Below are 24,931 nucleotides of genomic sequence, written 5' to 3' on the forward strand. Positions count from 1 at the left end.
AATTAGCCATAATGTCTGCTCGAACCAGTAAAATTATTGGTACTTCAAATATTAGTAACAAGTATGGTTATCTCTGGAGTAGCATCGCCCTCCTTAATCGAAATTGCCCAACAAACTCGCATAGCATCAGGAAAACTAGCAATATTATCTACAGAAGATAGAAATGCTGCGCTCTTGACCGTGGCACAGGCTCTATTAACAGCAAAGTCAGAAATACTAGCTGCCAATGAAGCAGATTTAACAGCAGCCGAAGCAAACAATATCGCTCCCGCACTATATGCCAGATTAAAGTTAGGAGAATCTAAATTAGAAGCTGCGATCGCAGGAGTGGAAGATGTGGCAAAATTAGCCGATCCTATTGGAGTCGCTCAAATCAATCGCGAGTTGGATGAAGGTTTGGTTTTGAAGAGGGTTACTTGTCCTTTAGGAGTGTTGGGAATCATTTTTGAAGCTCGTCCCGAAGCTTTAATTCAAATTACCAGTTTGGCGATTAAATCGGGTAATGGGGTAATTCTCAAAGGGGGTAGAGAAGCAATTAATTCCTGTAAGGTGCTGACTAAAATAATTTGTCAGGCATTGGAATCGACCAAAGTAGATCCCGCTGCGGTGCAGTTGCTGACTACCAGAGAAGAGATCAAACAGTTACTCGATTTAGATCGTTATGTAGATCTGATTATTCCCAGAGGGTCTAATTCTTTCGTGCAATACGTTCAAGACAATACTCGTATTCCCGTATTGGGTCATGCTGATGGTATCTGTCATTTGTATTTAGATAAAGCAGCCGAACTTAATAAAGCGATCGCCATCACTGTAGACGCAAAAACTCACTATCCCGCAGCTTGTAATGCGATTGAAACTTTACTAGTTCATCGAGATATTGCTGCTGAATTTCTGCCCAAGATAGCCCAAGCTCTTTTACAAGAAGGAGTAGAGTTGCGAGGAGATGAAGCGACTAAAAAAAATATTGATGTCAAATTAGCCAGCGAACACGATTGGAAAACCGAATATAGCGATTTAATCTTGGCGATCAAAATAGTAGACTCTATAGATAAGGCGATCGCTCATATCAACCAATATGGTTCAAAACATACCGACGCGATCGTTACTGAAGATTTTGCTACCGCAGAGATATTTCAAAATTTGGTAGATGCAGCAGGAGTATATCATAACTGCTCGACTCGTTTTGCCGATGGTTTTCGCTATGGATTTGGTGCAGAAGTTGGCATTAGTACTCAGCAAATGCCACCCCGTGGTCCAGTGGGTTTAGAAGGTTTAGTCACATATAAGTATAAAGTAACGGGGGACGGTCATATTGCTGCTACTTATACAGGTGCTAATGCTAAACCTTTTACTCATCGCGATCGTTAATCATTAAATAATTGATAAAAATGGATTCAATTCAAGTAAATGGTATTCGCGCTTATGGTTACGTGGGTTATTTACCCGAAGAGCGAGTATTAGGACAATGGTTTGAGGTTGACCTAACTTTATGGGTAGATTTAGATACCGCAGGAAAGACCGATAATATTGAAGATACCGTAGACTATCGAGAAGCGATCGCTTTAGTTAAAGAATTGATTACTACCGCTAAATTTCACTTAGTAGAGAAGCTAGTTAGTGCGATCGCGGATAAAATATTAAGCATCGAAAAAGTTAGCCAGGTTCGTGTAAAGTTATCCAAACCCGCAGCCCCAATTCCTGAGTTTGGGGGCATAATTACCCTAGATATTACCAGAAGTCAACCTAAATAAAATATAAAACAGATTTGTGATCGTTTGACAATCCGAGATGTTACTTAATCTTTTCTTTATTGTCGATCTATTTTAGGCAATTCCGACCAAGGGGAATGTGATTAAAATGGGCAATTTAATAATAGAGGACAATTCTATCTGTCTTTTGAAGACAACTGAATCATTCGATCCTCCACAACTTTAAAACCAATTTTAATTATTAATCAAGGATTTTTGGTCGATGGATAGAAAAATAAAACTAACAACAAATTTAATTTGGCAATATTTTAATCAGCAACTTTTCGATCAATACTCTATTTGGAATGTCAGACATTTTTGGTATTTATATCAAATCACACTATTTAGAAAATGCTGGGAACGGGAATATTCTCAAGAAAGCAAACATCAATATTAAGTACCTTAATCTACATTATGGGCAATCATATCTATGATTGAGCAATAATTTTGGTGTTGCAAATTCAACTAACCAAAGAAGGAGAGCAATTGCAATTGGCAGTTTTAACTCCTTCTTTTAATTTTTAAGCTTAATTATTATCTTGATTCTTTTTACAACTTAAAACTATTCGAGTTAGAGGTTGTCCGTCATTTTGGTGAGTACAATCTAAGATTTCCAAACTTCCTCCCATTGTTTCTAATAAGGTTTTAGATAGCAATAGTTTCATATTTGCCGACAAGCTAATTTCTTGGAGAAACTGACGGATTTCCCCTAAATCTTTCCCCTCAAAGTTTGGTTCGATAGTTTCTTGTTCCTGCCACAGGGCGATGGGACATTCAAGATCTATTTCAAACGTGACACGACTAGATGTAACTTGACTGATAGATAGCTCGATTGTTCCTGTTTTCATCAAAGAAATCCCGCTGTCAATTATATTAAATATTAATTGAATTAAACGAGAACGATCGGCATACACGACAATCTGAGGATCGGGAGTAACTATAGCCAATTTTAAGTTGCGGTTGGCTGCTTGTAGATGGGTTAAGCGATCTATTTCGGTGAATATTTCGGCTAACTGGAGTGATTCGGGATTTAAACGGTTACTACCGTATTCCGTCTTAGAAACAGCTACAATTTCATCAATTAGTTTCAAAAGCTTTAATGCTGACTTATAAGCTTGAGCAATGAATTCTTTTTGTTCTTCAGGACTTTCGCACAGATCGGCCAAAATTAGTTGGTGCAGACCGATCATACCACTGAGAGGCGATCTCAATTCATGGGAAGTCCGAGCTAAAAAACCCGCTTTAAATTGGCTCATTTGTGCGGCCATTTGATAAGCTAGTTGCGCTTGTTTCAATTCTTCTTTCAGCTCGTCAATTTCATTCATAACTCAAGAAACTTGACTATTGATAGTTAATTAGTCTTTGATAAATGGCAAGATCGCCCTGTAAAGTTCAACCCAGTCAAACTATTCAGATTGTTGATTAATTTAACATAGCTCTTGTGGGATAATCTTTACGATATATCTTAACTGCGGTCAATTTTGACGCTTCCTTGACGCAAAACTTGCCACTGTTGATTTTGCCAAGATACCACTGTAGAAGGGAGTCCGCTACCTTTTGCTTCTATTTCTCCTAAGCCTGTATCTTTTAACACCAGTACGTCGGGAAAAGTTGCAGCTATTGTCTTCATTGAGGTTAAGGCATCTTTGCCAGAAATATTGGCACTCGTTGTCGCTAAAACTCCAGTTTGTTTTAATATTTGACAAGCGATCGCACAGTTGGGTACTCGAATTCCTACTGTATTAGAGCGAGTTGGATCGATCGCCTGGGGTACTAGATCGGAAGCGGGCAGTACTAGGGTTAACGCCCCTGGTAAATGGCGATCGATTAACTTTTGCCACGCTGTCAATTCAGCAGAAGTATGGGTTGTATAGGGAAGTAAATCCGCAATAGATCCTCCCATCAAAATAAGAGGCTTGTTAGCAGGGCGTTGTTTGAGTTGATAAATGAGTTGGGCAAATTCTGGCTTGATCGCCAAAGCTGGTACGGTATCCGTAGGGAAACTAACTGCTTTTCGGGCGATCGCACCTCGAACTAATTCTACTTGAGAAACTTCTACCATCGATCTTGAAACTATTTAAAGAAATTATTTAAGATTTGTAAGCCAAAACAAAGCGATCGATCCCATTGAGATCGGGCAATACTTTTATATCGTAGTATTCTTCTTGTCGATCTAGTAATTCGACTACTTTATCTGATTGATCGATCGCCATTTCAACCAGCCAGACTCCCCCAGACACCAAATATTGAGGCGCAGATTTAGCTAAATAACGAATATAGTCTAAACCATCGACACCACCGTCTAAAGCCAAATGAGGCTCGTGTTGAAATACCTCTGGTTGTAGCTTTTCTAAGTCGGAGGTGGGGATGTAGGGTGGATTAGAAATCATTCCTGTAACTTTGCCTCGGAGAAACTCCAATCGATCCCACCAATTACCGTGATAAAAGTAAATATGATTCTCTAATTGCAAATTGATCGCATTTTCTCGGGCAATTTTTAAGGCTTCTGGGCTACAATCTACAGCGTGAATCTTAGCTTGGGGAAAACTATCGGCTAACCCTAAGGCGATCGCACCACTCCCCGTACCCAAATCTACCCAATGGCAGTTTTGCTCTATACCAAAAATGCTATTTTTAATTGCTTCTTGGGCAATATCAACAATTAATTCCGTCTCAGGACGAGGAATCAAGACTGCGGGGGTGACTTTTAGTTGAAAACGCCTCCAAAAGACCGTTTCCACCAGATATTGTACTGGCAAACGATTTTGAAGACGCTGTTGCCAGAGCAGATTAAGCTCTGACAGGGATTTTTTACTGTTTATTTGGGCTTGATTTTGGAACGAACCGATCCGTAGAGATAAACTACTCAAATCAGTTATGGTCTGAAGTAGCCAATCAACTTCCTTTGGTTCGATATTATTGGCGATCGCATATTGTTTAGCTCGTTGATACCAATAATATAATTCCCTGCCCGAAATGCTATCCAATCTTATTTTTTTATTTCTCTGGCGCTGCGGGTTCTGGTGTTGCTTCTTCTGGTGCAGAAACATTTTGTAAGAATTTAATTGATTCTTCTGTGGGTATCAGAACAATTTTTTCTAACATCTTATCTTCGCTTGTTTCTAGAGTTTGAATTACTCCCTCTAGAGGAACAACTTCGATATCGACGCTATCAGCAATTTCAGGTTTTTGTTCTTTGAATTTAGTTACTACTTGTTCTAGTTGTTTCTTATCAAAAAAGAAAGGAATAACTTGTTGGGAGTCTTTTTCAATGGTCAGATATCCTTTGTCTTCTCCGCCTTTAGCTACAAACAAAGGTACTCCACCTTGATATGGCTGTTGATTGGCTTCACCGATAGTTTTAGCAGAAGTTACAGCTTCTTCTTGAGGAACATAAGCAAAATTAAGGGCATTTTCTTCAGTCTTAGCAGATTCTGCTAATTTATATACTTCACCCAAGGAAACGGGAACTACCTTTACTTTGTCTGCCAATTCGGGATTTTTGGTTTTTAACTGACTCACAAACTGATTGGCATCTTCTTGACTAATAAAGACTCCTGCAACTTTCGCTTCATCTTCTCCCGATGCTACTAAAGGCGCACCTTGTTCGTCAGCAATTGTAAAAACAGGTACAGGATCGAGTTTTTTTAATATTTCTGCTTCTGGTAAAGCCAGCGCAGTTAGATTTTCTGCGATCCCTGCACTTAAAAATAGTGTTCCTGCTATACCCAATCCCGCACTCCAACGAACTAATAGTTTGATCATGATTAATTATTGCTTAACTGCCCTATCTACTTGTTTACTTATTGTGTATACAAAACGGTTAATTACTGGATAACTAAAGTAATTATTTTTTATCTACTTGCTGGATATTTATCTCAAATAAAACGCTTAATACTTTAATATGACTAAAATAAATTCACGAATGTTTCCGCCCATTATACAGAAGGAACTATATTAAGCAAATTGGGTTTGAGTAAGTAGGGGGATAAATAATTCATCAAAATACAAAAATCGACTACCATTTACGATAGTCGATTCCCTTTTTATGAGCGAGGAGGGATTTGAACCCCCGACCTTTTGGTTCGTAGCCAAATGCTCTAATCCACTGAGCTACTCGCCCTCTATTTGTCAGGCAATTAAATATTTAAAAACTCAACCCAACAGTTTTTAATACTAGCAGAACTATGGAACGTAATGCAAGAAAAAATCAATTCTAATTCTCTTTCTCACCTCAATGAGAGTGGAGACGCTCAAATGGTTGATGTTTCGGACAAGCAAAAAACTCGTCGCCAAGCGATCGCAACTGGAAAAATCATCATGTCTGCCCCAACTTTGACCACTATTGAAGCAGGAAATGCGCCCAAAGGTGATGTTTTGGGTACGGCAAAAATTGCGGGAATTATGGCAGCAAAACAAACAGCTAATTTAATTCCCTTATGCCATCCCCTGCCCATTCACAAAATTGAAGTAGAAATTACCCCCAATTACGATCTGCCTGGATATGAAATTAAAGCAACTGTGGCTATCAAAGCCGAAACAGGAGTGGAAATGGAAGCCTTGACAGCAGTTTCTATAACAGCCCTGACTCTTTATGATATGGCAAAGGCTTTAGAGAAATCTATGGAAATTACAGAGATTCGTTTGTTGAGTAAAACGGGAGGCAAATCAGGAGATTATTATGGGGTCGAAAAAAGCAGCTAAACAGATACAATGAGAGTATATGTAGAATGAATTTATTGAATTTTTAGTAATAATATATATATGCCTCCTCGTTGGCCTCGACAACCAGACCGTAAAACCGACCCTGAATTTCGTCGTTTGGAAGATTTAATTAATTTTGCCGTTCATGTTGGCGTTTATGCTGCTACTAACTCTGGTTTGTGGTTTGTGCATATTATAAAATCAACCCAATGGCCTTGGCTACTGTGGATCAATGGTATTTGGTTTGGCATTTTAGTTTTACATTTCATCTATATTAAAGCGATCGCAGACTATTCATCAATTAAAACCTAATGGCTAATACACAAGACATTGAAGCTCTCGCAGCTAAAATTGGCGAAACCATATATATTGATGTTGCCAAATGGCATTTATATCTCAATGATGCCAAGCTACACACTGTTGTTGCCGAAAAAGTTTATCCTCTTTTGGAAGATGATTCTTTGAGCGAAGATGGAGTCATAGCAATTCTTCAGTCTATACCTATTAAGCTAGGAGGAGGCGCGACTCAATTGGGATTAGATAAGCTATTACCCATGCAATGTAAAGTTGACTTGGTAGATTTATTGGAAGAATATCAAAAAGATATTTGATTGATATTTTTTACTTAAGACAGGGCAACTATTACCAAAAATCCCAAACAGAACAAAATTATAAAAACAAGAAGTTTGAATTCAAAGCTCATTATTGTTTTTTTGATTTGAGTTAACCTCACTCCATGAAACCAAAATTTGCGTTGTTTTTGCTGTTCTTTGTAGTGGGAATATTTCTTTCGACTTTCTTTTTTGGCTAATAAAAGCTCTAACTTATCTAAATTAGCCCTATCTTCTTCCGATAAAATAGTCTTCGAACCAGAACTTTGTTGATCATCTGTTTGAAAATCTACGTCTAATTTGAGGTCTATTTCAGGTTTTTTATGATAAATTAACTGTTGTTCTAACAACTCTGATTTAATCGCCGAATAACCACGATGGACTAATTTAATCGACCACTCTAATTCCTGAGAAGAAGCATTTTTCAGTAAATATCCCTTGGCACCAGACTCCGTTGCTTGCTGTACGTAGCTTTTTTCTTCGTGGCTACTTAGCATAATTATTTTGACTAAAGGAAACCGAGAACGAATAATATTGGCTAAAGTTAAGCCATCCATTCCAGGCATATCTATATCCAAAAGAACAATATCTGGCTGAAGAAGTTTTATTTCCTTTAAGGCACTTTCTCCATCGGGAATATCGCCTACAATCTCGATTTCTGTTCTATTTTCTAGTAATATCTTAATACCTTCTCGAACAAGTTTTTGATCGTCAACTATAAGAATACGAACCATTATTAATTATAATTATTATATTAAATATAGAATTGAGCGGAGACTCTTTATATTATTTTATTATCTTACAATCTGTAACTTTTAATGGATTGAAAAATTATTTTTAGTCAAGCGATCGCTTCAACCTGACGGGAAAGTGGATAATACCGATAAAATAAGAAAATCATTTTCTATTAAGCTCAAGATTTATGACTAGTGCTGCACCAGCTAAGACAGAGTACGAAGCAATAATTGGACTAGAAACTCATTGTCAACTAAATACCGAAACCAAAATATTTAGTCGCGAGTCAACTAGGTTTGATGGCGACAACCCCAATACCAATATCTCTCCTATTTGTCTGGGATATCCTGGGGTGCTTCCCGTCTTGAATGAAAAAGTACTGGAGTATGCGGTAAAGGCGGGTTTAGCCCTCAATTGTCAGATTGCACCCTATAGTAAATTTGATCGCAAGCAATATTTCTATCCTGACTTACCCAAAAATTATCAAATTTCTCAATTCGATCTTCCGATCGCTGAACATGGTTGGGTGGAAATCGAAATCGTCGAAAAACCCAACACCGAACCGATTCGGAAGAAAATCGGCGTTACCCGCTTGCATATGGAAGAGGATGCGGGGAAACTAACCCACGGAGGAAGCGATCGCATTGATGGTTCTACTTATTCTTTGGTAGATTTCAACCGTGCGGGGATACCTTTGGTGGAAATTGTATCCGAACCCGATCTGCGTAGCGGGAAGGAAGCAGCCGAATATGCCCAAGAGATCCGTCGCATTATGCTTTATTTGGGTATCAGTGATGGCAAGATGAACGAAGGTTCCTTGCGTTGTGATGTTAATATCTCTGTACGCCCTGTGGGGCAAAAGGAATTTGGAACTAAAGTAGAAATTAAGAATATGAATTCCTTTAGTGCCATTCAAAAAGCGATCGATTACGAGATTGAAAGACAAATCGAAGCGATTGGCAAAGGCGAACCCATCTATCAAGAAACTCGTCTTTGGGAGGAAGGTACGCAAAGAACTAAAAGCATGAGGATGAAAGAAGGAAGCAGCGACTATCGCTATTTTCCCGAACCCGATCTTCCCCCCATTGAAGTCTCTACCGAACAATTAGAAAGCTGGAAAGCAGAATTACCCGAACTTCCCCTTAGCAAACGCCATCGCTATCAGTCAGAATTGGGTTTGTCTGCTTATGATACGAGAGTATTAACAGACGATCGCACTGTAGCAGAATATTTTGAAGCAGCGATCGCTGCTGGGGGTGATACCAAACAAGTGGCAAACTGGGTAATGGGGGATCTTGCTGCTTATGCAAACAGTAACAATCTCAAGATTGCGGAAACTGAGTTAAAGCCTGAAATTTTGGCAGAGTTAATTTGTTTAATTAGTGAAGGTACAATTAGCGGAAAAATTGCCAAGGAAATTCTTCCCGAACTTTCAACTAAAGGAGGTTCTGCAAAAGCTTTGGTGGAGAAAAAAGGTTTGATTCAAATTTCTGATACGGGAGAAATTGAAAAGATTATTGATGAAGTAATTGCCTCTCACCCGAAAGAATTAGAACAGTTCCGCGACGGTAAAACTAAGCTCAAGGGTTTCTTTGTCGGACAAGTAATGAAGAAAACTAGCGGACGCGCCGATCCTAAATTAACCAATCAATTATTAAGTAAAAAGCTGCAAGGATAAGTACCCGTGCAACATAAAATTTATCTTTTATGACTGGAAAAGTAGTAAAGATAAATGTCTGATTAATTCCGCATAAGTACTTAATTAAGACTATTGAAAATGTGGCATAGTAGTAGGGAGATCGATAAGGTCTAAACCTGCTATTTTTTTGCTTTTAATTAGTTATTTGATGGTTAAAGATATTGTCGTGGGATCTCTTTATATCAAACTAAAATAGATCGAGTTGGTTATAAAATCAATAAGTATTTCTCTTTCCAGATAGGAAATTAGACTATTGCCGATAAAATGGGAATAATACAATTCATACCCCCAGTCTAAGTTTAGTAACGTTCAAGACATTTAATCAAAAGGATTTGGGCTAATTTCAAATATATTATCTTTAAATTAATTTAGGAAAGTCTATGACAGCAACATTTTGCGAATATAAGCCAGGCTTAGAAGGTATTCCTGCCACAAAATCTAGTATTAGTTTTGTTGACGGTCAAAAAGGTATTTTAGAATATCGAGGAATTGCGATCGAGGAGTTAACCAAACAAGGTAGCTTTTTAGAAACGGCATATTTGTTGATTTGGGGGAAATTACCCAGCGAACAACAGTTAAAAGAATTCCAGAACGACATTCTGTATCATCGTCGGATTAAGTATCGTATCAGAGACATGATGAAATGTTGTCCTGAGACTGCCCATCCAATGGATGCGCTACAAACCTCCGCAGCAGCATTAGGTCTATTTTACGCTCGTCGGGCATTAGATGACCCAGAATATATTAGAAAAGCAGTAGTACGCATTCTGGCAAAAATTCCTACTATGGTTGCTGCATTCCATCAGATGCGTCGGGGAAATGATGCCATTACACCCAATGACAATCTCGATTATGCAGCTAATTTTCTCTATATGCTGACAGAAAGAGAACCTCATCCATTGGAAGCACAGATATTTGACGTCTGCCTAACTCTTCATGCAGAACATACGATCAATGCTTCAACCTTTTCGGCGATGGTAACGGCTTCAACTCTTACAGATCCTTATGCTGTAGTCGCTTCTGCGGTGGGTACTTTAGCTGGACCTCTTCACGGAGGGGCAAATGAAGAAGTATTATTGATGTTAGAAAATATCGATTCTCTTGAAAATGTCGAGCCTTTCGTACAAAACCTCATTGCTAACAAGCAAAAAATCATGGGTTTTGGACACCGAGTTTATAAAGTCAAAGATCCTAGAGCGAGAATCTTACAAGGATTAGCGGAAAAACTGTTCGATCAAACAGGACACGATCGCTATTATGAGATGGCGGTAGAATTAGAAAGGATAATTGAGGGCAAACTAGGACAAAAAGGTATATATCCTAATGTAGATTTCTATTCTGGTTTGGTTTACCGTAAATTAGGCATTCCTAGCGATTTATTCACTCCTATTTTTGCGATCGCTCGTGTGGCTGGCTGGCTGGCACACTGGAAAGAACAACTAGCTGTAAATAGAATATTTCGTCCTACCCAAATTTATACGGGAGAACATAATGCACCTTACATTCCGATGGAAGAAAGGTAACTAAAGATACAGTTATTATCTTGTTGATTATTTCAACCGCAGCTTAATAAACGTTAATATAACTGATAGCCAATGGATATTGGTAATCTTTATATTTAGAAAAAGCCTGTGGAAGCCTGGAAAGTTCTTGAAACAGAAACTAAACAAAAACTAATCAACTTATTCTCCGCAGGATTACTTTTTTGGATTAGCATCACTTTGATGTTACCTACCCTCCCAACTTATATACAGTCAATGGGAGGAACAACTCAGCAGGTAGGCATGGTCATGAGTTGTTTTGCCATTGGGTTGATTGCCTCTCGTACTTGGCTGGGGAAAGTAGCAGATCTTCGCAGTCGCAAGTTAGTAATTTTGATTGGGAGTTTTGTTGCAGCATCTGCGCCAATTGGTTATCTGATGGTTCGTTCCATTATAGGCTTGGGCTACATTAGAGCTTTTCATGGCATCAGCATTGCTGCATTTACCATTGGCTATAGTGCCTTAGTAGTAGATTTATCTCCCTTAAAATATAGAGGAACTTTAATCGGCTACATGAATTTAGCCGTACCGATTGGAATGTCTGTAGGTCCTGCTTTAGGCGGATTTTTACAAGAGAGTGGGAAGAAGTTTGTACCTGATGGTACGGGTTATGAGGTACTATTCTTAATTTCTATTATTTGTGGAGTGTTGGCGTTTTTATTAGCTAGCCAAATTAAAGAATCTTCTTTACCAGGAGAAATATCACAACAAGATGCCAATTCTCCGATCATTAAGCGAGATTTTTGGCAAATAACTAAAGATCCTGGTTTAGTAGTGCCTACTATTGTTTTAATGTTGATCGGACTAGTCTTTGGCACTCTAGTAGCTTTTCTACCCTTGTTTGTCACAGAATTACAACTGGATTTTAATGTAGGCTTCTTCTATACTGTGGTAGCGATCGCTTCTTTTTCGGTACGTTTATTTATTGGTCAAGCAAGCGATCGCTATGGTCGAGGCTTATTTATTAGTGGGAGTCTAGTTTGCTATATCATCTCTATGGTATTACTTACCCAGGCAGAAACTCCCATGATGTTTATTTTAGCTGCGATCGCTGAAGGTTCTGGAGCAGGGATTTTAATTCCTTTAATTTTGGCATTAATTAGCGATCGCTCTTATGCTAATGAAAGAGGCAAAGTCTTTGCTCTGTGCATGGGTGGATTTGATGTTGGTATTGCTATGGGTGGCTTAATTTTAGGTTCTCTGGCTGGATTTTTAGGAGGCTATCGAGGTATTTTTGCTCTGGCGGCAGTTTTAGCTACTATGGCTTTAGGGGTTTTTATGACTCAAGCAGGGAAAAATATGCGCCACTCTCTATTTTTTGCTTTAGGTCAAGCTCAAGATACATATGCTTTAAAATCATTGAGAGATTAAAACCATCACTTTTTTTCAACCATATTGACCAATATTTCTGGCGATTCTTGCCAAAGATCCAATCGCTCATTTTCAGCCAGAAAATTCTTCAGCTTTTGACGATATAAATTTCGATATTCCTCAAAATTATATTGATCGACTCTAATCCCAAATTCTTCGGGATCTTTACCTTGTAAAATATCAGCGATTTGATTGTTAACAATCACCGAATAATGACTGCCATCAAAGGTGTTATTGGGGTTTTTAGTGATATTTGAGGGAGCAGAAAAATCATACATCACATCATAGCTTTGGGCGAGTTCGTGAAACCCTAGCAAATCACAATCCATCAATTCTCTGGCATAGGTGTCATTAATCATACTCCAAGCAGATCTAGGTGGTACGTAACCAATGAATTTAGCATTGGGGAAAATACTTCTCAAACTTTTGAATGTTTCCACAGAAGAAAGATCGCATTTTTGTGGTGGTTGGGGTTTATAAAACCTTGGAGTGTAGACAGGAGGGGCAGAAAAATCTACAGGTTCAAAATCTCGATCGTAGTAATTACCTGGATCGGGACTAATACCCAATAAAGTCATGACAGAAAACAAAAGAACATCCGCCGACAAATATGCTTGCAAAGGAGATTTAGTAGTCAAAGTATCTAAGGTTACGGGTTCTTGGCTTTTCCGTTCTTTTTCCACAAAATTTAAACCATCCACGCCAATATAGACTGTTTTAGGATTTACTCCTTCATTTTTCAAAGATTCGGCATAATTAACAAAGTCGGGAATTTCACCCCCTTTAAGGGCATAATTAAAACACTTCTCTTCCTTGAAGTTAGACGTTCTTAAAGCGGTAACTCTAGAACTACCAAGAATAATACAATCATAATTAACTTTATCTTTAGTTCTCAGGAATAAATTAGTTTTGGTTATTCTTTCATTAAAAGTAAAATTTTTGCCCGTAAGAATATTACCGTGACTATACCACAAGGGATCGATCGCCCAATTTATACCCGCCACCGAACCTAACAAGAGGGATGTCACTAATCCATACAGCTTAAAGCTAAACTGGGAATTTTTGTGTTTTTGAGCAGTTGTACTAACGGACATCTCTTGAGTTTTATATTTACCTAGTTTTAAAAATTCTGCTGCTACACTCTTAAAATTCATTTTTAAATTTTCACCACAAGTATATATTTTAAAAATTAAAATTGGAAATATAAAAACTCACTTACTCTAGAGAAACATAGTAAAGATAGTGAAGTTAATCCTGCAATAATTACCGTCCAAATTTTATTGGGTTTCCAAGCTAAAGATTTCCAAAACTTTTGCGACCATTCCGAACTATTTTGCTCAACTGGCTCTGTCAAAGTAGGGTTATAGTTGCCCATCCACTGTTGAGTATTGGGAGTAAACCATGCAATTAATAAAAGTATAACAATTCCAAAAGTGGCATACTTTTGACTAATACCGACATTGACCGTGAAGCCCAAAAATCCTACTCCCAAATTTCTCAAAAAACCTAGATATTCTTCTAAAAAGACTGGTAGCTGTATGCCATCAAAGCCAAACATAGATTTAAGCATGGAAATTGCCGTGGGAAAATTATTGGCACGGAAAAATACCCAAGAAATCACCACTGCTATAAAAGTAGTCAACCATCCGATACCGCGTAATAGCCCACCATCATTTTTTAAATTATGTCCCAAACTTTTACGGAGGGAGCGATATAAATGATTGATTACTAAGTATATTCCATGCAAGCCACCCCAAAAAATAAAAGTCCAGCCAGCACCATGCCAAAGACCTCCTAATAACATAGTGATGACTAAATTGGTATAGCGTCTCAGTTGACCTTTACGACTGCCTCCTAGAGGAATGTATAGATAATCTCGTAAAAAGTGGGAGAGAGTGATGTGCCATCTGCGCCAAAAATCGATAATACTGATTGCCTTGTAAGGTGAGTTGAAATTTAATGGTAGTTTGATGCCAAACATATAGGCTGCGCCAACTGCCATATCAGAGTATCCCGAAAAATCAAAATAGAGTTGTAAGCTATAGCCTAATGCTCCTACCCAAGCCTCGGAGAAAGTGAGATCGATTCCTTGAGAAGCAGCTGCAAATGCTAGATTGGAATATTCAGCAATGCGATCGGCAAATATTACTTTTTTAAACAAACCAGCAACAAAAACGGTTAAACCTATAGCCAAAGCTTGCTTGTCAAATTGATAAATAGATGATTTCTCAAACTGTGGCAATACTTCTTTATGATGTACGATTGGCCCTGCTATTAACTGAGGAAAAAAGCAGACAAATAGCATGTATTTCAGAATGTTATATTCCTTAGTTTGTCCATTGTAGGCATCAACTAAATATGCTATTTGTTGAAATGTAAAGAAAGAAATTGCCAGAGGAATTATAATGGAAGGTAAGTCAAAGTTGGTATTAAACAACTGATTGACATTTCTTACGAAAAAATTGGCATATTTAAAATAACAAATCAATCCCAAGTTAAACATGATACCAAAAAAAATAATAGCTTTTTTAACTGTTGTTTTTTCTAGTACATTACCTAACAAGTGTCCTAAACTGTAGTTGATTACGATTGATAAAATAATCAACGGTAAATTCAATGGCTTCCACCAACCATAAAAGAATAAAGAAGCTAAGACCAACCATAGTATTGGTATCTGCTGTTTAATATATTTTTTTCTTTTTCCTAGTAAAAAAAAGACTATCAAAGTAACAGGTAAAAACAGAAAAATAAATTCAAAAGAATTAAAAAGCATGATTTTATTTCATAATTTTAGTATAGTTATTTACCGTTTTAAACAGCTTGCTCAATTATCAAAGTGATAGTTGTTGGTATTCAAATACTAATTTCAAATACTAATCTTTGTTTAATGGGCATTGGTTTTTAATTTATCACAGTATCTATAGATTCCTTATAAAACGTCAATTTAATCAGACGAGATAGTTGAAAAAATATAAAATTACTAATATCTGTAAGCTCTCTGTTATCTGTATTTTTCGTTAGTTACATCTATCGATTTGCTCGACGGTATAACAAAAAAACAATTAACCATAAAGACACGAGCCTGATAGAATCTGAAATTAGGGTAGCCCAAGCTGCTCCTTTCCAAGAAAACTGTGGAATTAACCATATATTTAAAATAATGTTGAGGACAGCAGCCCCAAGTTGTACCATACTTCGGGCTTTTTGATGTCCAGATCCAGTTAGTGTATCTGCTGCTAAATATTGAAAAGCGGCGATCGCTGGTAAAGGAGATAGCCAAAGCAAAGCTCCGATCGCTTCTCTATATTCTTCTCCCAAGATCGTCGGAATAAATGGGGCGAGAAGCCAATAACCAATTAAGCTAGCGATCGCATAAAATACCAACATCGGCAACAACCGTTTGGCAAAATTAAAGCTGCCTTTGATACCAGAGGCACCGTGTTGAAAGAATCTTTTGTAGCTCGCTCCAAACAAAGCTAACAGAGGAACATTTCCCACGTCAATAAAACGATATGCCGAACCATATATTCCAGCAGAAGCCACATTAGACAACTTTCCCAGCATAGATTTATCTAAGCCAGCATTAATATTATTCGCCGAAGCACTGATGGAAAAGTATAAACCTTGTCCGATGTTTGATTTTAGTTCGGAAAACACAGGGCGAGGGGTAGCAACCATTTTGTTGACTACCAAAATAGCGATCGCAGCGGTAATGGCCGAACTAGTAAAATACAAATATCCCCAGGTAGTAATACTAGGTTGAGCAAAAAAGGTAGACAATGATAGTGCTGCTAACAATTTACCACAGGTGCTTAATATTCCTAGTTGTGCTGTCTTTTTAACCATACTAGCTGCAACTAATGCCTTATAGCTAATATCTAAAAGCCCCAGACAAATTAAATCCGAGAGCAAAATCAATAACGTTGTCAACCAAGTAATATTTTGAGGAAAAATTAAAGGAGAAAAAAATAACAAAGCAACTGTTAATAAAGCTCCACCAGAAATTAACAGAACTAAAGTATTACCCCAATACATACTAAAAGAAGCTCTGTTGGTAGCAACATTTTTCACTAATACATGCTCGCTACCTAAAGCGATAAAAGGAAAAATAATTGATGCCGAGGCTGTGATGACAATAAAAGAACCGTAATTTTCCTTCCCCAGCAAGCGGGCAACAATAATGAAATATCCTGCTTGCATAATTACATTAAACAGTTTAGATATCAACATCCACGATGCATCTTGTGCCAAGCCACTTTGAAATAGATTTGTTGCTTTCACCCTAATCTCTGCTAGATTCATGATTGCTATTTCATTCTTGTGACATTAATCTTCAGACTATTCGGAAATCGCATACTGATTATTTTTAGCTATTACTAAAGAATACGAAACTGCTGTATATAATGCCCAGAAGGAACTATTCATATTAGATATAGTTCCTTCTGTCAAATTGGAAAGTAGAATATAGGTCAAAAATAGAAGAGGCCAAAAGCCTTCTGGGGTATTCGTTTTCCTGAGTAATGCTAGAGATTGAACGATGGTATTAAGAAAACCAATGACGAAAACAAACAATCCCAGAAAACCTAATGACAGCCAAATATCAAGGAATCCATTGTGAGCGTAAATTACAGCAATTCTCATTGCTAGCTGAACGTAACCAGAAGGTCCATCGTAACCATTCCAAAAAGCAGCCAGTCCATAACCAAACCAAGGACGAAGTTGGATTTGATCCCAAACATATTGCCAAATATCTGTTCTACCAGATAGAGTTACATCTTTGCCGACCAAATCTAGCAGAGAATCCGACCCCAAGCCAAATAGCAAAATTAAGCCAGCAAAACTAATAATAGTCACTGCTAGGATTGCCGAAATCATTACTTCATATCGCCATCTAAAAATGCGATAAATCATACATAAAAGCAGCATCACGAAGAAAGTTCCCAAGGCAGTTGTAGATCTAGACCAAACCATCGTGGCACAACTCAAAACCAATAGACCCCAGGATACCCAGCTATATTTACCTCCCCGAAAAGCATTTAAAAGAAAAATTACTCCTCCAGGAGCCATGAATGCTCCAAATTGGTTTTTGTGAGTAAACACACCTCGAAAAGCTCCGTCATGAACCCCTTCCATCAAGCCATATTTTGGTATTCCCACCGCAAATAAGATACTTAAAATCAACAATAAGCCATAAGTCCAAGCCAGCAAGTTTAGTTGCTCTGATAGAGTATAACGAGTTGCCAAGTACAGTCCAAATCCAGTCGTACCGATGGCATAGATGGCAAACCTCATAGTCTGAGGAGGGTTAATTGACCAGAAATAGGAAAAGCAAACAATCCCCAGGAGTATCCAGAGAGATTTATTACTGGATATAGTTCCCAATACCCTTTTCCAGCGTATTGCCAACAAGCAAAAGGTAAGGATATAAATTAGGATGGATATTTTGGCATTGATCGATAAATCCAAAGCCCTAATATCAACACCATCACCCTCACTCGATCCATTGGTTAAAATTAGAGGAACGATCGCCTGAGATATATGAACTAAAGAGAAGATAGAAAAAATATATTCAAAAAATCTAAAAAAGTTACTTTGGCTTTTCGTCATAATATCGAGGCTATTGGTGGTGAAAACCAGATATGAATTAATTATTATTGAAGATTTATACAGTTTCTTGGGAGTTGATTATCAACTCGTCATTATACATTTTTTAAAACTCTTTAATTAAGATTAGTCAAATGTCAAGCTAACATATTCGTTTTCTTTAGTAGGCGAAATATCTAAGGTTTTATTTTCTAAAATAGTAATTAACTTATTGGTGAAATAGATCGAAATATAAGGACACCTGATAATTTGAATTAGAGTATGAATAATTTTTTTATGTTTAATGTGTTCTATGGCACGATAGTATGCCAACCTTTTTTGAAAAATTTTGAGATTTTGATACATCGCTGCAATGGCATTCTCATCTCGGTCGAATTTAGCTTTTTCTAGATCGATAAAACTTTGAGTAATTTCACAAGATTGGGCTAAATACTCAGTTGGTTTTCGAGTAGAAAGAGATACCTCACGAGTACGGTAATAATAATATGGTCGAGGTACTAGCAAGAATCGTGCTTTGTTTAACAAGCACTCTAAATAAAGAATAAAATCTTCTCCCACGTTAATAGATTCGTTATATTTAATATTGTGTTCGAGCAGAAATTCTCGTCTCATCAAAGGTTTGGTATAACCAAAGCTCCAATTTCTAGGAGCATTAATGGGAGAAGGGCGATCTGTGGTGATAAACCTAACTGCATCAACTATTTCTACAAAATTATTCCTTGATTGATTTTCTTGCAATAAAGTACTCCAAGAATATTGTTCGCGATCGCGAATCAAAAACAGATCGTCAGCCACAAAGTCGGCATTTTGCTGCAATGCTATTTTTACAAGATTTTCCAAACGCTCTGGCGCGTACCAATCGTCAGAATCTAGCAAGGCAATCCAGTTGCCTTTAGCCAGTTTGATTCCACAGTTACGCACGCTACTTACACCTCTATTTTGCTTGTTAGCAACGATCTTGAGTCGACTATCTTTAAAACTACGAGCTACTTTCAATGTAGAATCAGTAGAGCCATCATCTACTAGGATAATTTCAAAATTATCGTAGGTTTGAGCAAAAACAGACTCCAAAGCTTGAGCAATATATTCTTCGCAGTTATACGCGGGTATGATTACGGATACTTCTGGTTTCATCAATCTAAATTAGTTATAAAAGTTTTATCAAATTTATACCGAAGGTGCTGAACTACGAATCTTCTTCAGCAATGATTTGCCGTCTAGATGTTCGGGAATTTCTACATTCATTAGATCCAAAATTGTGGGGGCTAAATCTACTGCCTCTCCCCCAGGAAGATCTATTCCTCTAGGAATATCTGGGCCTTTAGCAGCCACAAAACCTTGACCCTTATGACCTCCCGCACGACAGTGAGTTAGAGGGCCAATACGTCCCAATTTAGAACTGTCTACTACATCTGTCATTGGTTCTTGCCAGATGACTACTATGTCTGCATCGGGTAACTTGGGATTATCATCTAAAGGAGTAGTACGAGTTTTGACTGCCTGTTTGACTATCTTTTTGCCAGTTCTGGCATCAACCAAGTCGTAGAGAAGATCAATTATTTCATCACACAAAGCAAAGTAGGCTGAAGGTTCGACTACTCCATCTCGTTCTCTTCCTTTGAGGTTAATACGGATATGACCGTTGGTAAACGCGGGTAAAGCAAATGCTTTCATTTCAGGCCAAAGAGGAGAGTACCACATCCCAGGCATCCAACCCATTGCTACTTCCTGTTCGATAGGCTCATCTAGCAAGCTATAGGGAGAAAGTAAACCATGTTTTTTACCTCGGAGGAATTTTTTGTGCGTCCAAGTACGGAATAGTTTTTTAATTGGATTAGGTTCGTGTATCTGACTCCAAATTTCTCCAGGCCAAGAGTTACGAATAGGCTTGGTAATAATTGGTCCTGGGTCAGTACCAACTTTTCCTGGTGCGAGGGCAGCTTTACCATAGTGGAGGCGATATAGTAATTCTGGTAACACTGCCATGCTCAGGAGATCGGTAAAGTTACCAGCCATACCGTGAGCAGAGAAGCAGACTACGTTAGCATTTTTTGGTGCTTCTGCTAAAATTTCTCCAATAGCTGCATCCACTCTTTTATAGGTATTGAGAACGGGGTCTTCTTGTCTTGTACCGTTGTTGGTTAGATGGTTGTATACAGCGTGGTCATCTTGACTGTAGTTGTAGACATCGTGGCCGATGGTATGGGTTTCTCCAAACACCATTAAAAATAAGTCCCAGTTGTCTTGTTTGAGCATTTCACGAGCGATCGCTGAATGACCCTCAATACTTTCTTTACAAGCATTCTCGACCCACTCAACATATTCAGGATTCCACCACAGTCCATTATCGTTATGCAACACGGGGTTTTTACCGTATTTTTCAGTAATTTGGCAGAAAAGTTCGGGAGGATGAGAAGCACTTACTGTATAAGGATAGTGACCGCCCCACCCGAGTATTTGAGGGCCGTTAATATCATCAGAAAGTGTAGTAACGGGAACATCTAATACTGCAACTTTATAGTCCTTACCTAAAGCATAAAAGGGAGCAAATTCTTTGTAGTCGTAACCGCTCTCCACTACATCGCAAATGATGCCATAATTATCAGGGTTGTATGCTGCTGTATCCCAATAACCTAAAGTGTCTGGACGACATCCCGTGTTGAAAGTTGCCCATAAGGGTTCTGTGGTTGAATAATCCGTAGGCTGACCGCAATAATTTACTGTATTGTCTAAACGGCTGTAAGTTCCCGCTTCAACGATCTTACTCAAGTTAGGTAAATGTCCCCCAGCCATCCATTCTTCGATTAATCTGGGTTCGCCCGCATCTAAGCCAATTACGATAGTTGATTTTTTCATGTTGTATGTCAGAAATGATTTTTCTCGGTTGTGACTAATTTACGAAATAAACAGAAAAATTATGTACTTTTACGCAGGAGCAGTTTTAGAGGGACTACTTTCACCAGAAGGAGAGAAATAGTTTTTACTGTATTTAGCATGATATGAATAGCGATCGAACTCATTCGGTTTGACTCCGTTGATGACCATGCCCAAAACTTTTTGAGCTAGATTAGCATTAGCAATAGTCTCTTGAGCTAATTCCGCACTTTCGGTTTCGACAACTCCTGGTCTACTGACAAAGACAATACCATCGACGAGTTTACTTAAAGTTAAAACATCGGCAGTAACAGCCAGAGGGGGTGCGTCGATAATTATCAGTTCGTATTCTTTTCTGGCAGTTCCCACCAGTTCGCTCATTTCTGACGAATCTAATAATGCTAGAGGATTGGGAGCGATAACTCCTGCTGTGAGTAAGTCTAGTTGTTTCATTGGTTGACTTACTACTTTAGCCAAGGGGGTTTTGTGAGCTATTACGTCTTTAACTCCTGCTTTATTACTTACCTGCCATAGTTCGTGTTGAGAAGCTTTTCTCAAATCTCCATCAATCAGTAAAACTTTACGACCCAACTGAGCCATTGCTGCTGCTAGATTAGCAGCTACAGTAGATTTTCCTTCTCCTGGGACTGAACTAGTCATCAAGATAACTTTTGGTTGTCTCTTAACTGCCAGAAACTTGAGGTTAGTTTGAATCATGCGATAAACTTCACTGGCAAAAGAATCAGGTTCTCTTTGTACGACAATTCCGCCTTGAGCTTCTTGAAGCATGTCCAAAGGAACGATTCCCAATACTTGATAAGAGAATTTTTGTTTAATTTCGGGAATTGTTTTGAGGGTACGATCCTGCATCTCTAGTAAGACGGCAGTCAGGTTAGAAAGGAATAGTCCCATCAAAATACCCAGAGCCATTAATGCCACTCTTCCCGTACTACCTTCTTCGGGAACTTGTCCTAACTCGATGACTTCCGCATTGCCTGTTTTTTGATTTTCTTGTATTGCTAAATTTTCTTTATTGACTAGTAGAGTCTCAAAGCTATTACGAGCAGTGTCGACTTCGCGGAGTAAAGTTTTTTCTTGTTTTTCGAGTCGAGGAATGTCTTTGGTTCGATTCAAGTATACTTGCTGATATTGAGCTAGAGCAGATACTTCTGTTTGCAGACTCAATTCTTCTATTTTGAGGCTAATAAATCTTTCTAGTTGATTTTCCTTGAGATTGTTGCCGCCCTGTAGCAAACCTGTGGAAACTTGCGCTCCGACATACTGGCGAATTAATTGCTGTAATTGAGAGTTTAAAACTTGTTTTTTCTCATTTAAGCTGGCAACAACTGGATGGTTGTCGTTAAATCGTTGGCGTTCTTGAGATAATTGAGTTTCAGTAGCACCTAGTTGCTCGATGATGCTTTGAACCTGGGGGGTGTTTGCTAGCTGATCTGCTCGAACAGCTTGGTTTAAATCTAAACCCAATTGATTTTGCAAGCTAGCGGTTTGAGCTTTTTTGCCTTGTAGTTCTGCGCCAACTGAGGATATTTGTCGATTGAGATTTCCCAATTCTCCTACCAAAATTTTCTTTTCTTCTTGGAGGTCTACGATCTGATTTTTTTCGTAGAAGTCTTGCAAACGAGATTCTAAAGATTGAAGATTATTTTTTACTTGGGGTAGTGTCTTATCAATAAACGCACCAGCCGTTTCAGTTGCGGATTTACTGCTACTGATCTGTGCATTGATGTATACGTCCATCAAAGTATTGATGACTTTTGACGCGGTTACAGGGTCGGGATCTTTGTAAGACAAGGAAATAATATCAGTTCCTCCTACTATTTCTACCGTCAACCGTTTTTCAAAATCTTTTGGTTTTAGAGGTTTTCCTTCTGCGTCTTCTAGTTTTAATTGATCGATAGTTTGCTGAAGAACTGGTTCGGAAGTAATTCTGACTTTTTCTGTACTAAGGGGAGTTTGATTGTCTAATATAGACTCTAGTTTGTCTGCTTCCGTACCGATACCTTCGATGAGAGTGGTATTTTTCTTAAATAAGATCTTTCCTTCTGATTGGTATGTTTTTTCTAAAAAGCTACTTAGGAAGGCTGTCGTACCAACAGTAAACGTGAATACCGCTAATGCTGGTATCCAACGCCGCTTGAGCTTTAGTAAATACTCTCCTATATTAAAATCTAGTTCTCCTCTGGAATTAGAATAAGAACCATTATCTTTTTGCAAGTTAGTCATAGTGTTTTCCTTAAACTTAAATCTAAGCTATGTTGCGCCTTTTCCTAAAATTTTTTTTTAGTATCTACATTTACTGTTATAAAAAATTTATAGGCGATTAGACAGGTGGATACCTTAAAGTTTTAGTAAAGTTGAGCTTAAATAATATAAAAATATTAAAAAGCGACGGTCTATAAAATTTAGATTTACTGCTTTACTTTGATCATTATCTCTATTTTTGTCATACTTAACAAAGGCTATTTAAGTAATTTTGCGACAAAAACAAGTCACAAGTATAATTACTTGATCGCTATATTTAGTCAATATAAAACCTGCTACCGTTCTAGTATATTTGAAAAAATATACACTTATGCTGCCAATATGAATGAATTATAATTACGAGGAATCTACCAATACATTAATTAGTCGGAAAATTGGTCAAGATAAAATGCTAATTTATTCCAGAAAATTCACCTAAGTATTAACTAGGAAAACAAAATTAAAATTTATTTTAGCGTAGGGTATATATTTTATTTTTTTATTAATGGAGGTCACTTTTAAGAGCTTAATTTAAGATGGTCAAAATCAACGACGCTGACTCCAAAGATAAATAGCAATACCTAGAGCTAAACTAGGAATTATGCGCCAAGCTAGCCAATCGATCGCTCTTGCTTCTAAAGAACTCAGATTAATACGTCGATTTGCAACTTCACGGGGTCGAATGGTTAAAATTTCTCGCTCTTCTTTAATTAGCCAATTAACGGAGTTGATTATCATGTCAGCGTTTAGCTGTTGCTCGAACCAGCCATTGGTAGCAAAAGTCGCACTACCAAAAATTACTAGGCGAGAACTTGGAGAGCGATCGCTCTCTAGGGCGATCGCAATATTTAAAGGTCCAGATAAATCTTGATTGGGGTCAAAGACGATCTCTTCGTTTTTTAAATCTCTTTCTGCCCAAGTTTGCTCGCTGGTAATTGCTAAAGGAGTAGATTTGATACCAGTGTTTTTGATGATTTTAAGGGGTCGAGATTCGGGAAAAATAGAAATACCATTAGCAAAATTAGCTGTAATGGGATGATTGCCATAATTATTGACTATTGCCACTCCTGGTCCAAAGCCCATGATATCTCCTGCACCAGAACCATCTACCACTAGTCTATTATCTAGTTCGATACCCCATTCTCGTAATAAAGGAGTAATGCCAATGTCAGTATTGGGGGATAGGAGTAATAGTAAACTGCCTCCTGCTGATAGATATGTTTGCAAACGAGAAACTTCTGATGTCAGAAGTTTTCTGGTAGCACCTGCAATGATAATCAAGTCGGTGCGATCAGGAATTTTGCCACTACTAGCGAGATTTAGTTCTGTAACATTATTGCCTTTATCTTCGAGGTTTTTGACGACTTGAGCTATTCCTCCTTGGACTAGTTGGCTAGAAGCTTCTCCGTGTCCTTGGAGTAAATAGATCTGGGTGATGCGATCGCGTTGTATTTTTTCAATACTATTGGTTAGCTGGGTTTCGGTGATGGGTTCGCCAATGCTCCCGTTATCGATATTTAATTTTTGTTGTTTATCGCCATATTGTAAATGAATTTCCCCTAAAAATTGCACTCCATATTCTTGAGCGAGTCCTAATTTTTGTTCTGGATTGATAAATCTAAATTTGAATTTCTGGCTAATATTTTGATATTTTTTTAGTAAACTTTCTAAGTTAGGATTAATATTGCGATCAAATACTAAAATCTCTAGAGGTTCTTCTAGTTTTTGGACAACTGCTTGAGATAAGGTAGAAAGGGTATATATCTGGTTTTCAGTCAAATC

General features: G+C 37.9%; 21 protein-coding genes and 1 tRNA gene. 8 read left to right on the forward strand and 14 right to left on the reverse strand.

Going from position 1 to position 24,931, the window contains the following annotated elements:
- The first annotated feature begins 63 nt into the window (after positions 1-63).
- A complete protein-coding gene (gene proA, locus I4641_RS10085) occupies positions 64-1,368 on the forward strand; it encodes a glutamate-5-semialdehyde dehydrogenase (RefSeq protein ID WP_229640389.1) in 1,305 nt (434 codons plus the stop codon).
- A gap of 20 nt (positions 1,369-1,388) precedes the next feature.
- Positions 1,389-1,751, forward strand: coding sequence for a dihydroneopterin aldolase (gene folB, locus I4641_RS10090; RefSeq protein ID WP_229640390.1), 363 nt, complete (start codon positions 1,389-1,391; stop codon positions 1,749-1,751).
- Between the two features lie 524 nt (positions 1,752-2,275).
- Here the strand turns inward: folB and I4641_RS10095 are convergent.
- The 5 genes from I4641_RS10095 to I4641_RS10115 all read right to left on the reverse strand — a co-directional run bounded on the left by I4641_RS10095 (position 2,276) and on the right by I4641_RS10115 (position 5,871).
- Entirely contained in the window at positions 2,276-3,073 is a 798-nt protein-coding gene (locus tag I4641_RS10095) for a sensor histidine kinase (protein WP_229640391.1), read from the reverse strand.
- 140 nt (positions 3,074-3,213) lie between these two features.
- The gene (locus tag I4641_RS10100) at positions 3,214-3,810 is read right to left on the reverse strand and encodes an L-threonylcarbamoyladenylate synthase (RefSeq protein WP_229640392.1); all 597 of its coding nucleotides are present in this window, start codon (positions 3,808-3,810) and stop codon (positions 3,214-3,216) included.
- 28 nt (positions 3,811-3,838) lie between these two features.
- Positions 3,839-4,735, reverse strand: coding sequence for a peptide chain release factor N(5)-glutamine methyltransferase (prmC, locus tag I4641_RS10105; RefSeq protein ID WP_229640393.1), 897 nt, complete (start codon positions 4,733-4,735; stop codon positions 3,839-3,841).
- A gap of 10 nt (positions 4,736-4,745) precedes the next feature.
- Complete coding sequence (locus I4641_RS10110) at positions 4,746-5,513, reverse strand: Tic22 family protein (protein ID WP_229640394.1); 768 nt, start codon at positions 5,511-5,513, stop codon at positions 4,746-4,748.
- 284 nt (positions 5,514-5,797) lie between these two features.
- Positions 5,798-5,871, reverse strand: a tRNA-Arg gene (locus I4641_RS10115).
- Between the two features lie 74 nt (positions 5,872-5,945).
- Here I4641_RS10115 and moaC point away from each other — a divergent pair.
- The 3 genes from moaC to I4641_RS10130 are packed head-to-tail and all read left to right on the forward strand — an operon-like array spanning position 5,946 to position 7,063.
- Positions 5,946-6,452, forward strand: a complete 507-nt coding sequence (gene moaC / locus I4641_RS10120; protein ID WP_229640395.1) for a cyclic pyranopterin monophosphate synthase MoaC — start codon at positions 5,946-5,948, stop codon at positions 6,450-6,452.
- Between the two features lie 60 nt (positions 6,453-6,512).
- On the forward strand, positions 6,513-6,764 hold the full coding sequence (locus I4641_RS10125) for a 2TM domain-containing protein (RefSeq protein WP_229640396.1): 252 nt from the start codon (positions 6,513-6,515) through the stop codon (positions 6,762-6,764).
- Positions 6,764-7,063 carry a DUF3181 family protein gene (locus tag I4641_RS10130; protein WP_229640397.1) on the forward strand — a complete coding sequence of 100 codons (300 nt, stop codon included), beginning with the start codon at positions 6,764-6,766 and terminating at the stop codon, positions 7,061-7,063. Before I4641_RS10125 ends, I4641_RS10130 begins: the two co-directional genes overlap by 1 nt.
- 14 nt (positions 7,064-7,077) lie before the next feature.
- Here the strand turns inward: I4641_RS10130 and I4641_RS10135 are convergent, their stop codons facing one another.
- Positions 7,078-7,797, reverse strand: coding sequence for a response regulator (locus tag I4641_RS10135; protein WP_229640398.1), 720 nt, complete (start codon positions 7,795-7,797; stop codon positions 7,078-7,080).
- 188 nt (positions 7,798-7,985) lie between these two features.
- On the opposite strand from I4641_RS10135, the gene gatB reads away from it, so the two are divergent.
- The 3 genes from gatB (at position 7,986) to I4641_RS10150 (ending at position 12,409) form a co-directional block, all read left to right on the forward strand.
- Positions 7,986-9,476: an Asp-tRNA(Asn)/Glu-tRNA(Gln) amidotransferase subunit GatB gene (gene gatB, locus I4641_RS10140; RefSeq protein WP_229640399.1), complete on the forward strand. Its 1,491-nt coding sequence runs from the start codon at positions 7,986-7,988 to the stop codon at positions 9,474-9,476.
- A gap of 401 nt (positions 9,477-9,877) precedes the next feature.
- Positions 9,878-11,020 (forward strand): citrate synthase, encoded by a 1,143-nt coding sequence (locus I4641_RS10145; RefSeq protein WP_229640400.1) that lies wholly within the window; start codon positions 9,878-9,880, stop codon positions 11,018-11,020.
- A 108-nt stretch (positions 11,021-11,128) separates the two neighbouring features.
- Positions 11,129-12,409, forward strand: coding sequence for an MFS transporter (locus tag I4641_RS10150; protein WP_229640401.1), 1,281 nt, complete (start codon positions 11,129-11,131; stop codon positions 12,407-12,409).
- 5 nt (positions 12,410-12,414) lie between these two features.
- Here I4641_RS10150 and I4641_RS10155 read toward each other — a convergent pair whose 3' ends face one another.
- The 8 genes from I4641_RS10155 to I4641_RS10190 form a co-directional block, all read right to left on the reverse strand.
- Complete coding sequence (locus tag I4641_RS10155; protein WP_229640402.1) at positions 12,415-13,563, reverse strand: hypothetical protein; 1,149 nt, start codon at positions 13,561-13,563, stop codon at positions 12,415-12,417.
- 35 nt (positions 13,564-13,598) lie between these two features.
- Positions 13,599-15,182 (reverse strand): MBOAT family O-acyltransferase, encoded by a 1,584-nt coding sequence (locus tag I4641_RS10160; protein ID WP_229640403.1) that lies wholly within the window; start codon positions 15,180-15,182, stop codon positions 13,599-13,601.
- 254 nt (positions 15,183-15,436) lie between these two features.
- Positions 15,437-16,711, reverse strand: coding sequence for an oligosaccharide flippase family protein (locus tag I4641_RS10165; protein ID WP_229640404.1), 1,275 nt, complete (start codon positions 16,709-16,711; stop codon positions 15,437-15,439).
- Positions 16,712-16,747: 36 nt separating this feature from the next.
- Positions 16,748-18,016, reverse strand: coding sequence for an O-antigen ligase family protein (locus I4641_RS10170; protein WP_229640405.1), 1,269 nt, complete (start codon positions 18,014-18,016; stop codon positions 16,748-16,750).
- Positions 18,017-18,139: 123 nt separating this feature from the next.
- Entirely contained in the window at positions 18,140-19,147 is a 1,008-nt protein-coding gene (locus I4641_RS10175; protein ID WP_229640406.1) for a glycosyltransferase family 2 protein, read from the reverse strand.
- 33 nt (positions 19,148-19,180) lie between these two features.
- A complete protein-coding gene (locus I4641_RS10180; RefSeq protein ID WP_229640407.1) occupies positions 19,181-20,869 on the reverse strand; it encodes an alkaline phosphatase family protein in 1,689 nt (562 codons plus the stop codon).
- 69 nt (positions 20,870-20,938) lie between these two features.
- Positions 20,939-23,131: a GumC family protein gene (locus I4641_RS10185; protein WP_229640408.1), complete on the reverse strand. Its 2,193-nt coding sequence runs from the start codon at positions 23,129-23,131 to the stop codon at positions 20,939-20,941.
- 564 nt (positions 23,132-23,695) lie between these two features.
- The gene (locus tag I4641_RS10190; RefSeq protein WP_229640409.1) at positions 23,696-24,928 is read right to left on the reverse strand and encodes a GldG family protein; all 1,233 of its coding nucleotides are present in this window, start codon (positions 24,926-24,928) and stop codon (positions 23,696-23,698) included.
- Positions 24,929-24,931: the final 3 nt, after the last annotated feature.

The organism is Waterburya agarophytonicola KI4 (assembly GCF_020640915.1).
Lineage (GTDB): Bacteria > Cyanobacteriota > Cyanobacteriia > Cyanobacteriales > Xenococcaceae > Waterburya > Waterburya agarophytonicola.